This is a genomic window from Myxococcus xanthus (assembly GCF_013116825.1).
Classification (GTDB): domain Bacteria; phylum Myxococcota; class Myxococcia; order Myxococcales; family Myxococcaceae; genus Myxococcus; species Myxococcus xanthus_B.
Map to the genome: position 1 here is coordinate 1 of NZ_JABFNS010000209.1, position 10190 is coordinate 10190.

Here is a 10190-nt window from a genome sequence, read left to right on the forward strand (position 1 = left end):
CTCTCCGGGACGCCCGCCCCAGCCCGCGTTCGCCTGCAGTTCGAAGCCCCCCTGCCCTTTGCGACGGCTCACGAGGATGGCCGTCCCGTCGACGTGGGCCAGCGTCATCGGCTCCGACGCCCCTCCGGCCTTGCCCCAGTCATGCACCGCCGACAGCGACAGGGCGTACTTCATGGGGTACGGCTGGCGGCCCATGAGGATGTGCTGCACGTCCAGCACGACTTCCGCCCCCATCAGCCGCGCGCCCAGCACGTCCGAGGCGAAGGCCTCGACGTAAAGGGGCCTCAGCATCCCCGTCACCACCGCGCCTGCTGGGTTGTAGTTGGGGTTGCCCCGGTTGTTGTAGCGGCGCACCAGGTGCCCGGACAGCAGCGTGTAGGACTCCAGGGCGCCTACCCACACGAAGTTCGGTGCGTCGCCTCCCACCATCAGGTTCTGCACCACTTGGCCCCAGTCGGAGAGCTCGTCCCAATCCTCCCTCCGCACCACGCTGGCACCCTCCCCTCCACCCCACATGCGCAGGCGCACCGGAGCGCCCAGCTCGACTTGGAGGAAGCCTGGTTTGACGACCTCCAGCCGTGGGTGGACCTGCAGGAAGCCTTCGTCCCTTCCAGCGCCTCCGCGCGGCAGCAGCGCCCACGTCGTGGTTTCCAAGCTCAGCCGGTTCGCCCAGCCAGAGCCCGAGCCGGACGCGGCCGGCTCCTCCTCCACCAGGGCGTTCCCCTCATCCACGGAAGGCTCAAGCAGCGCGTCCCCGTCTGCCTCAACGGGGTCGACTTCCTCTTCGGCCACGTAGTCATCAGGATAGGCAATCTCCTCCGCCCACCCCACTCCGGGAACCACCAGCAGCAACACGACGGCCCAGCGCATGAACATCGACGTCTCCTGTGAAGGCCCCGAAGGAGGGGCAATGGACAGAGGCCTCCCGTTCAGTCCGGCAGGGCGCCGGACTGCGGGGTGAATGCATTGCATTGAGAGAGTCGCCGGCAGGCCGACTGGGCCAAGCCATAGGCAGACGTGTTACGCCACGGCGCCAGGAATCCTGGCCCCGTCCCAACAGCAGGCACACGCGTCACGCCATGGCACCGGGCAAGGCCCGGCTCCGCTTACGACTCCAAACGCGAATAGGGATGACTGAGGAAGGGCTCCTCAGCGCCCGTCAGGCACGCTGCCCAACGAAGCGCAGACGGCTACTCGGCGCACGATGACCGTCCGCACGTGCCTCACATGGCAGTGCCGGAGGTCCTCTGCGCAGCGCGAGAGCCCAACGCCTACTTCGATGCGGAGTTAGGAAGGTGGCTCAGGCGCGTCGCCCTCCGGGCGCTCTCCGCAACCACCAAGGAAGCGCGCAGCCGCGCGCATGCACTCCAGCACAGTGGGGAACACATCGCCCTCCAGGGCACGCCAGAATGAACTAGACCAATAGGTACAGTCCATTGGACCCTAGATTGGCATTCAGCACAAGCCCCCAATGCCGGAAACCCACGAAAGGACTTGGAAGTGGTGCCCACAGGGTTAAGGGAAGGTGACGTTCCCCAGGGTGACGGTGCGGCGCCCATCCGCATCCCAGAGCTTCAGCGTGAAGGGGCCTTGGGGAGACTCGGATGCTGCCTCAGCCTCTACCACCACGCGCTGGACAGTTGAACCGGGGGCCACGGGGCCGGACTGCCAGACTTGAAGCACCTTCAGCTCCTCGTTGGCCTTGCCCCGTAGGGTTGCCCCCTTGGCAGTCCACGGTTGGTCATCCCCCCGTGACACAAGGATGACTTCGACGGCCACCCGGCGGGCTGCGCGGTATGCATTGGCATAGTGCTTGGCTGCGGCCCCGCCCGGGCCCTGAGTTACATCCTTGGTCACGTCGCGGAACTCAACGCCCCGCCCACTGAGGACTTCCGTCGAGATGAGTCCCGTCAGCCCATCAGGAGCACTTCGCTCCGCGCGCAGGCGCTCATTCTCCTCTCGGCACTTCTCTGCTTCGATGCGCGCCTGACGGACTTCTTCCTGGTAGTTCTCGACGCTCCTCTTGCGTCGATAGACTTCGACATGCGCCTCCGACCGTGCGGGGTGCGAGACCAGGACAAACGTCGCACTCGCCGGGGCAGCGCCATCCTGGAAACGCACCGTCAGCTTGAGCCGTTCTCCCGCCGAGATTTTCTCTGACGGAATCAGGCGCAAGGTAGTGAGCCCAGCGTCCACCATCGCGAAGCGCTCGCGTCCCTCGAGCGTCAGCCCCTCTCGACTCACCTCCGAATCAAAGAGAAACATCGTCGAGAGCCCAGGGCTCACTGCTACTTCAACCGCTGGCTGAACATCATCCGAGACCAGCTCGATTCGCCGAATGCTCAGCCCCACGGTAGATGAGGGCGACTGCGCCAGAGCCGTCCCCCCTCCTGTGAGGAGGAGGAAAAGCAGCACGGCCGACACGGAATGATGCACGCGACGTCTCCCCTACCAAGCCAGCGGCGACACCGCTGGCGACTCACGGACGCCTGCTCAACAACGACAGGTCATTCAAACTCACTCACTGCCTTGACCCAAACGGCGGAGTACACGCGCGCCTTCCCCGTCTCCCCTCCGCCACCCTCTATCTCCAGTCCGCGGTTGCGAGAGTTGTCCTGTACCTCCAGGCACACAGGGAAGCTCTCTCCGCGAAATCGCGCTCGCGTCAGTCGGACATAGACGCGGTCGGCGATAACGAGTCGCCCAGACAGAGTGGCGTAGTCCGACCCCACAATGATCTGTGCAGTGCCTTCCTTCACCGTTACGTATTTTTGGTCCCCTCGGACGAAGCTCGCGCCCTCGCGATCCCCAATGTCCATGCCGAGCTTCTTCATGCCCTTGGTGGCACCTGCCGGGCACGGTTCAGGGTCCGGAGCGGGGCGTACCTGTGCACCGGAGCACGCGAACGTGGTGCAGAGGGCCGCCGTCGCCACGGCGTTGCTGACGCCCCTCGTGGCCTTCTTGGCAGGCACCGGCGGGGAGGTCGGGGAGTCACTCTTCATCGTCGTCACGGTGGCAGTCACCTCGGGAAGCGTCGCGGGGGGAGCGACGGCCGCAGGTGTTGCCTCCGGCCCGGTGGGAGCTGCGGCCGGGGCAGCTTGAGGTTTTTCTATATATGGCGCTACTTCTTGGCCGGTGACAGCCTGCGGCTGCGGTGAGTCCGTCCGCAGTGAGAAGTACGCCCCCGACGCGAGGGTCATGGCCAGCAGCCCCGCTCCCAGCACACGCCCCAGCCGGAGTCGCGAGAGAACCGAGGGCCGCCCTGCCTCGACGACGGGGGCCACGAGCGCCGCTTCCAGCGCGCCGTCCGCCTCCATGGCGGATTCCGCCCCCACCCCGGCCTCGAGCGCCAAGCCCGGCAGCTGCGCCTCCACGGGCCGCGTGGCCGCAGGCACCAGCGGGGCCTCGGGCGGCAATGCCGCGGGCCTACCTTCGCCTGGGACTTCCGGCAGCTCCGGCCCCGGCGCCTTGCCACGGCGCATCTGGCGCAGGGGCCGTTTCGCCCACCGAGCCAGCTTGTCCACCTTGCCCTCGTTCTCGGTGGTGGCCGAGTTCGGGCCATAGGCGTCAAACAAGGGCGTGTCCCACGCCTCCCCTTCCGCCTCAGCCAGGAGCGCCTCCAGGGCCGCACAGACAGCGCTCGCGTCGGGACGTGAAGCGGGGTCCTTCTCCAGCAGCCGCATGCACAACATGCCCAGCCGCTCCGGGACGAAGCGGTTGACGTGGTGAGGGGGCACAGGCGTCCTGCCAATGACAGCCTGGACGTACTCCGCTTCCGACCCCGAGTCGAAGGGCAGCCTCGCAGTGAGGAGGCGGTAGAGGACGGTGCCCAGGGCCCACATGTCGTCCGAGGGGGCGGACACGTAGCGGGCGCCCGTCTTCTGGCCGAGGTACTTCTTCTGCAGGAAGAGCCAGGCCTCGGGGGGCCGGTACTCCATCGTCCCCGGCGGCAGCATGGACTGGGTGATGCCGGAGGGGGCTCCCGCGTAGTCCCCAATGCCGTAGTCCACCAGCACCGCCAGGCCGTCCGCGTCGCGCACCATGACGTTAGCGTCCTTCACGTCCCGGTGCACCACTCCCGCCTCGTGCGAGGCCGCCAGCGCCCGCGCCATGTCGAGCGTCACCTTCGCGATTCGCCGGGCCGAGGGGTTCTCATCCTTCACCCACGCACTCAGCTTCCGCCCCTCCACGTACTCCATGGCGATGAGGGCGAAGTCGCGCTCCTCGGATTGCCAGTAGGTGAAGCCGCGAATGCCCACCACGTTCGGGTGCGTCAAGCGCAAGAGGATGGACACCTCCTTCTCCACCCGCCCCTCCACGCGCTGCCGCTCCACGAGCTTCAGCGCGCAGGGCTGCCCACCGTTCGTCGCGAGGTACACGGTGCCGAAGCCACCTCGGTCCAGTTGCCTCACCACCGTGTAGCCCATCACCGAGTCCCCCGGGGACAGGACGGCCGGGGGGCCGTTGTCCCTCATGGCGACTTCCTCCTGGAGACTCTGTAGGACAGCAGGACTGCGGCCACGCGCATGCGACACCCTCCCCGGCGCCGGCCCACGTTACCAGAAGCCCGGGGAAATCGCGCGAAGTCTCCCCCCACCTCCAACCACAGCCCAGATAGGTTCCGACTCGACTGTCAAGGTGATGTCAACTAGACTATCAGGTACAGTTTCCTTGATATGCACATCCCCCCTGACGCCCTCACCTTCGCCCCTCCGAAGAGACGTGCCCGCCCTTTGCCTGTCATCCTGGGCGAGGCCCTGCGCGCGGCCCGCCTCCGCGCGGGATTGCAGCAGACAGAGGTAGCGACGCTCATCAACATCTCCCGCAATGCCTACAGCCGGCTCGAGCGGGGACTGATGCTTCCCAGCGTCCCGACGCTGTACCGCCTGTGCACCGTCGTCTGCACCACCCCCAACGAGCTGCTGGGCTTCTCCTACGCGCTGCCGCCGGGCACGAGCGCCATCGCCAAGGACGCCCTGCGGCGCCGCGTGCGCCAGCTGAACGGGCGCCAAGCCCTCGCCCTCATCCAGCTCCTGTCGGGTGAGCGCTGATGGATTGAACTCCCTTGACAACGCATAACTCAGGTATACTCCCTTGTACCTATGAACCAACAGCTGGCAGCGCACCTTGGAAGCATCGCCCGCCTCGCTCGGGAGCAGATGAGTCTGACGCAGGTCCAAGTCGCGGAACGCGTGGGGCTGGCCTCTGCCGTCTACAGCCGGATTGAGCGCGGGCTGATGATTCCCAGCGTCGAGACGCTGAAGAAGCTGTGCATCGAGTTGATGGTGAGCCCCGAGGACCTGATGGGACTCACCGAATCCCCCAACAGCGGCAGTCCCACACGGCCGGACGACGACGTCACCTTGCGTCGGCTGATCTTCCTCGCGCGGAAGCTTGACGCGTCGAAGCTGGATGCCCTCGTCCGCATCACCACCGAGCTGGCCCGCTGAAGCAGCGCCCCGAAGGCCCCGCCCCGCCAGCGCCAGGCAGATTGCGGCCGGCGCTCCGGCGTCTCCGAGAAAGGAGCAGGCCCGGCGTGCCGGCCCCATGCATCGGGGCCCTGCACCGGAGCACGCGCGCCCCAACCCGAGCGGCTCCGGCGATGACGGAGCGCCTCCCCGTCCGAAGGAGGAGGCACCCCGCTACGCCGCGCCGCGCTCCGCCAGCTCTTCATTCACATCGGCGAGCTGCGCCTCCAGGGCTTTCTTCCTCAGTTGGAGGCGGGCCACATCATCCAGCCCCACCTCCTCGTCGAGGCGTCTCTCCTTCGGAGGGTCAGGCTCCAAGTCCTCACGTACCTCCACCGTGAGGACGTCGCCCGCACGAATGTCCTTGGCGTAACACCACTTCAGGTGCTCGCGGTACTCCCTGCCCACGGAGCCCCCAAGGTGGAGGTCCACCAGCGGGTTTTCGCGTGTCTCATCATCGGGGCGGCGCACCCACGTCAGAATGGTGGAGACGACACCGAAGCCCGACACCCCCGCGGTTGCGACGTGCCGGCCATTGCGCAGCAGGCGAAAGCAGAGCATCGGCGGCCTACGCCTTCTTCGGGAGTCCCAGCTCGTGCTTCTCCAGCCCATCCGGGTAGAGGCCGGCCTCGCCGAACTCTACCTGGTCCCGCAGCACCCCGCCTTCGGACACCACGAGGGCGGCCTCCTTGGCGGCCTCCGCACGCCCATAGGGCTCACGGAGTTGGGCGTGGGCGACGCCACGCAGCGCATCCCGCATGTCCGCCGCTGTCGCGAAGCGCTCCTCGGGGTTGAGGCGCAGGGCCGTGTGCAGCACCGCCTTGAGGTCCTCACTGAGGTGGGCCACCGCCTTCTCGAGGACGTCCGGGCCGAAAGTCTCCATGAGTGCCTGCATCTGTTGCAGCGGCAAAGTGGGCGGCGACTCCGTGACAAACCGCGTCTCCTTCGACGCCACCACCGGGACGTCATGCACCTCGAAGAGGTGCTTGCTCGTGAGGACTTCCACCAGCAGCACCCCCAGGCTGAAGACGTCGGAGCGCGGCGTCAGCCCTTCCTTGCGCAGGTACTCCGGAGAGGCGTAGGCCACGTCCCCCCGCAGCAGATTCTCCGGCGACTCCTCCCGCCCCACCATCAGCGAGTACGCCGCGCCGAAGTCCAGCACCTTCACCTCTCCATGCTGCCCCAGTGCAAGCCTCCTGGGACTCACGTCGCGGTGGACAATGCCCAGGGGCACGCCCTCCTCCGACGTCAGCGTGTGCGCGTAGTGCAGCGCGTCCGCCACCTCCGCCCCGACGTACAAGGCAAATCCCTCCGAGAGGGGCTTGCCTCGCACCAACGCCGCAGTCACCAGCGTCTCCAGCGAGGGCCCACCCACGTACTCCATGACTGCGAAGGGGGCGTCCGCCTCCTCATCCACCTGCATGTGGAAGACTTGAGCGATGTTGGGGTGGTTGAGCCGGAAAGCCAACTGCACCTCTTCAATCAGCCGCGTGCGCATCATGTACGTAGAGGGGGTGGCAATCCGGCGAACCAGACAGGGGCCGGCCAGGACGCCATCCGCCACGCGCCGCTCCGCCTTCAGGAGCTTCTCGCCATTCGACCGCACCTCAAGCTCCCCCACCGCCTCGTAGCGAACGTCATCCACGACGAAGAGGAAGTGCGGCGAGCTGGGGCTGGGCGGTGTGGGGGGGCGGGGCGGGAACTCCTCCGTCGACACTTCATCTTCCGAACGCTTCGTCATGGTTGTGAATCCTCCTGAAAGAAGGGGCGCGGCCCCACCGTCACCGACATTCGCCGTCGCGGGCAACTCTCCCGAGTCTCACTAGGTTCAGTTGACTCGACCGTCCAATTAACATGACCCTTTTGAAGCTGTGAAGCCCTCTGCCACTCGCAGCTGACAGGCCGCCCCAAGTGCGCCTATCCGGGGTGAAAGAGACCCCAGCATCGGCCTCACACGCTGGGCTGGGTAGCCCGCAAAGGAAACATGCATCGTGAGTAAAACCATTGACTGGGGGCCGATTCGCGCACTGGCGCGTCGTGTCCTCACCGAAGGAGAGCGCCTGGCCCTCACGCGGAAGGAGAAGGCGCTGCTGAAGCGCACGGCCGCCGAGGTAGGCATCAGCGCCAGCGAAGTCGGGAGCGCTCTCACCACGGAAGAGGGGGCGCTGAGTCTGTTGCAAGAGGAGTCCAGGCGCATCCGCGAGAGCACTCGCCGGCTCATGGACGCGCTGCACAGGATGTACCAGCACAAGGACAAGGGGGACTTCGACAGCGCCCGCCAGGAGATGCGGGACGTGCTCGCCGTGGAAGTCGTGCCCCACTACCGCGCCATCGCCCAGGGGCAGCTCGACGCCATGGCCGGCGAGCCTCAGCAAGGAGAGCGAGAACCGGGTGCTTCCACCCGGGCAGTGCTCTCTAGACGCACCCTCTTACGACTCCGGGGTCGGTAGTCTTCACATCCGGGGCGGGCAGATTTGCCCCGCAGAAGACATCCGACTCGGACAACTGTCCCGCCGAGAATCGTTGCTGCGTTTCTGCGGACAGCATTGTGGTGGATGCGGGGGGCCTCCACCACCATGCTGTCCGTGTAGTCCCGCAGGCACTTCTTTTGGGGCTTCTGTCGGCTGAGAACCACGCTCTTCAACCCAACCCTGCCCCGCAGCTCGCGTCAGGCGGGCGTCACCTTGTCGAAGGGGCGCACCACCTGCTTGCCGTCGGAGACGCGCGCCACCGTCACCGTCTTCGCCTTCTCGTCGACGGCCTTCACCGTCGCATTGAAGGCGCCCCTCCCTTGTTTGTAGCGCACCTCCTGTCCCACCGAGAAGGAGACGGGCGCCTCGGGGCTGGGACTGGAGTTGGGGGCTGCGGCCGGCGCAGTGCGTCCCGCTGCGCGCGGGCGCCCGCGGCTCTTCTGGGGCGCGGGGCCGGCCCGCGTGGGCTTCGGCGCAGCCTCCGGCCTCACATACTTCCGCACGGGCACCGAGGGCGTGCGCTTCGGCGTGGACGCTGGCGCGGGCGCGGGTATGCGCTTCGACGCGGGAGGCGGCACGGGGGCCCGCTTCGGCACGGACGCCGCATGAGCTGAACCGGACTCAATGCCCAGGAACTGAGCAATCCTCCCCAGCAACTCCAACTGCCGGGCCAGAAGCTCCACCTGCCGGCCCATCGTCTTCTCCACCGCCTCCGCCACCGCAGCCTGGATGATGCCCTTCATGTCGTTCTGCATGTGCTCTCGCTCACTTTCCTCGCGGGGCATACAGCCCGCGCACTCTCAACGCGGACAACAATTCAGCCTCTTGCACTCACGCTACACCAAGGAGTCCAGGCATCCGGACTCCGTCTCAAAATGAAGCCTTCACCTCTCGCCAGCGGTCGCGCTGCGCCGCCCACGTCCCCGCGTGTGCAACGGCCCGGAGGCCCCTCTCACTGAGCGGCTCCGACCCATCGACGGCCTCCAGAAACAGCACCTCCTCCTGGATGTCGGGCGCCAGCAGCAGCAAGTCCAGCAGGTGCGTCACACGCGCCCGGGTGAAGCCCAGTTGGCCTGCGACATCCGCTGCGCTCGCCACGAGGCCTCGCTCAATGGCCGACTCCACATGGTGCGCCAGGGCCAGCATTCGCGCGACGTGTGCTGGCCGGCGCGCCACCTCTCGCGGTGGGGGTGGTGCTCCCCCTCGGAGGCGCACCTTCGCGCGACGCACGCGGTGGAAGTGCGCACTGACGAGGCCGGCCTCCCTCGGCTGAGACTCGGGGCTCGCGCTCACGCCGCCACCTCCTCGCGCCCAGTCGCCGCGGCCTCACCAGCGTGGGCCATATGCACGTCGACCTGGCCCGTCGCCTCGTTCACCACCACCCGGCCAACGAGGGCCCGCAGCAGGCGTCCTCGGTTTGTCGCCGTCAGGGCGTCCCACACCGCGTCGAAGTTCGCCAGGGCCTGGGCCACCCACGCAGCCTCCACCTTCTCCCCCTCAATGGTGTCCAGGGCGCGCTCCACCTCCGCCAGCCGCTTCCGCATGCCAGCGACCTCCTCTTCCGCGGCCGTCAGCTGCTCCTCGACGAGGCGCCGGGCTGGCCCCTCCAGCTTGGCGAGGGAGTCCACCCACTTCCTCGACTCCCCAGCGCGCTTGGCCAAGTCTCTCGGAAGCTGCGCGCGCTCCGCGCGCAGGGCCTGGTGCTTCTCCTCCAACCGCGCCGTGAGGCGGGCATGCACCTGGGCAGCGAAGCCGTCACCTACCGAGACTTCCCGCAGCTGAGCGACGACGAAGTCCTCCAGGGCGGCTGCCGGAAGGGGAGCCGCCCGGCACCCCTCCTTCCCCTGCTTGTCCCGGGTGACGCAGCGGTAGTAGCGGTACTCGCGCTCGCCCTTGCGCGTGCTGCCGGGCGTCATCGCCTCGCCGCACAGGCCGCAGCGCAACAGGCCTCGCAGCACGTAGTCGGGGTTGCGCCCGTGGTACTGAATGCCGGGGCCCTCCAGCATGTCCTGCACCCGGTGGAAGGTGGCCCTGTCCACGAGGGGCGGGTGCTCGCCGGGGTGCGTCTCGTCGCCATACGGCACGAAGCCCGCGTACAGGGGACTCCTCAAGAGGCGCAGCACATCCTGCGTCGTCCATTTCCGAGCCGCGCGCGTGGCACCACTCTGCGCCTCGTACCGCTTCGTCTTGCGCCCCGTCTCGTTGAGGAGGCGCGACACCACCGAGGCCTGCTGGTGCTGGAGGTACAACT

General features: G+C 67.4%; 10 protein-coding genes and 1 pseudogene. 3 read left to right on the forward strand and 8 right to left on the reverse strand.

The window, feature by feature from the left end; all coding sequences use genetic code 11:
* From HNV26_RS35390 to HNV26_RS35400, 3 genes and pseudogenes are all read right to left on the reverse strand, one after another.
* A pseudogene (locus tag HNV26_RS35390) lies at positions 1-876 on the reverse strand (hypothetical protein); the annotation flags it as partial.
* A 639-nt stretch (positions 877-1515) separates the two neighbouring features.
* The gene (locus tag HNV26_RS35395; RefSeq protein WP_171445441.1) at positions 1516-2436 is read right to left on the reverse strand and encodes a DUF2381 family protein; all 921 of its coding nucleotides are present in this window, start codon (positions 2434-2436) and stop codon (positions 1516-1518) included.
* A 71-nt stretch (positions 2437-2507) separates the two neighbouring features.
* Entirely contained in the window at positions 2508-4475 is a 1968-nt protein-coding gene (locus HNV26_RS35400; protein ID WP_171445442.1) for a serine/threonine protein kinase, read from the reverse strand.
* A gap of 258 nt (positions 4476-4733) precedes the next feature.
* On the opposite strand from HNV26_RS35400, the gene HNV26_RS35405 reads away from it, so the two are divergent.
* Together HNV26_RS35405 and HNV26_RS35410 are read left to right on the forward strand one after the other, a co-directional pair.
* A complete protein-coding gene (locus tag HNV26_RS35405; RefSeq protein WP_253817352.1) occupies positions 4734-5051 on the forward strand; it encodes a helix-turn-helix transcriptional regulator in 318 nt (105 codons plus the stop codon).
* A gap of 51 nt (positions 5052-5102) precedes the next feature.
* On the forward strand, positions 5103-5450 hold the full coding sequence (locus tag HNV26_RS35410; RefSeq protein WP_171445444.1) for a helix-turn-helix domain-containing protein: 348 nt from the start codon (positions 5103-5105) through the stop codon (positions 5448-5450).
* A 192-nt stretch (positions 5451-5642) separates the two neighbouring features.
* Here HNV26_RS35410 and HNV26_RS35415 read toward each other — a convergent pair whose 3' ends face one another.
* Both HNV26_RS35415 and HNV26_RS35420 read right to left on the reverse strand, forming a co-directional pair.
* Positions 5643-6029, reverse strand: coding sequence for a hypothetical protein (locus tag HNV26_RS35415; RefSeq protein ID WP_253817353.1), 387 nt, complete (start codon positions 6027-6029; stop codon positions 5643-5645).
* Between the two features lie 7 nt (positions 6030-6036).
* A complete protein-coding gene (locus HNV26_RS35420; RefSeq protein ID WP_171452985.1) occupies positions 6037-7209 on the reverse strand; it encodes a serine/threonine-protein kinase in 1173 nt (390 codons plus the stop codon).
* A gap of 250 nt (positions 7210-7459) precedes the next feature.
* Between HNV26_RS35420 and HNV26_RS35425 the strand changes: the two genes are divergently transcribed.
* A complete protein-coding gene (locus HNV26_RS35425) occupies positions 7460-7918 on the forward strand; it encodes a DUSAM domain-containing protein (RefSeq protein WP_171443178.1) in 459 nt (152 codons plus the stop codon).
* A 218-nt stretch (positions 7919-8136) separates the two neighbouring features.
* Here the strand turns inward: HNV26_RS35425 and HNV26_RS35430 are convergent, their stop codons facing one another.
* From HNV26_RS35430 to HNV26_RS35440, 3 genes are all read right to left on the reverse strand, one after another.
* Positions 8137-8694, reverse strand: coding sequence for a PspA (locus HNV26_RS35430; protein WP_171443177.1), 558 nt, complete (start codon positions 8692-8694; stop codon positions 8137-8139).
* Positions 8695-8809: 115 nt separating this feature from the next.
* On the reverse strand, positions 8810-9232 hold the full coding sequence (locus HNV26_RS35435) for a hypothetical protein (RefSeq protein ID WP_171443176.1): 423 nt from the start codon (positions 9230-9232) through the stop codon (positions 8810-8812).
* Positions 9229-10190, reverse strand: a 962-nt coding sequence (locus HNV26_RS35440) for a recombinase zinc beta ribbon domain-containing protein (protein ID WP_171452986.1), incomplete at its 5' end; no start/stop codon positions are given. The genes HNV26_RS35435 and HNV26_RS35440, both read right to left, overlap by 4 nt.

Bases quoted from the DNA above. Each gene is read 5' to 3' on its own strand.
- HNV26_RS35415 (WP_253817353.1), bottom strand. From the start codon at position 6,029: ATGCTCTGCTTTCGCCTGCTGCGCAATGGCCGGCACGTCGCAACCGCG.
- HNV26_RS35430 (WP_171443177.1), bottom strand. From the start codon at position 8,694: ATGCAGAACGACATGAAGGGCATCATCCAGGCTGCGGTGGCGGAGGCG.
- HNV26_RS35410 (WP_171445444.1), top strand. From the start codon at position 5,103: ATGAACCAACAGCTGGCAGCGCACCTTGGAAGCATCGCCCGCCTCGCT.
- HNV26_RS35420 (WP_171452985.1), bottom strand. From the start codon at position 7,209: ATGACGAAGCGTTCGGAAGATGAAGTGTCGACGGAGGAGTTCCCGCCC.
- HNV26_RS35400 (WP_171445442.1), bottom strand. From the start codon at position 4,475: ATGAGGGACAACGGCCCCCCGGCCGTCCTGTCCCCGGGGGACTCGGTG.